Origin of the sequence: Enterobacter sp. UNJFSC 003 (genome assembly GCF_036903355.1) — a bacterium.
In the GTDB taxonomy this organism is placed as follows: domain Bacteria; phylum Pseudomonadota; class Gammaproteobacteria; order Enterobacterales; family Enterobacteriaceae; genus Enterobacter.
Window position 1 is genome coordinate 1 of record NZ_JBAKHK010000248.1, and the last position, 255, is coordinate 255.

1 protein-coding gene is annotated in these 255 nt (G+C 56.5%); it reads left to right on the forward strand.

The genetic code is table 11. The annotated features are described in order from the left end of the window. Positions 1 to 255 (forward strand): PAS domain-containing protein (locus V5P19_RS24005; protein WP_334408053.1); only part of this gene is annotated, 255 nt, incomplete at both ends.

The following is a 255-nucleotide window of genomic DNA, read 5'->3' on the forward strand; positions in this document are numbered from 1 at the left end:
GTTACAAGGGCAGCCGCACAACATGGTGCGTCACCCGGATATGCCAAAAGCGGCGTTTGCGGATATGTGGTTCACCCTGAAAAAAGGGGAGCCCTGGAGCGGCATCGTGAAAAATCGCCGCAAAAATGGTGACCATTATTGGGTGCGGGCCAATGCGGTACCGATGGTGCGCGAGGGAAAAATCAGTGGCTATATGTCGATTCGTACCCGGGCGACGGATGAAGAGATCGCGGCGGTGGAGCCGCTGTACAAAGC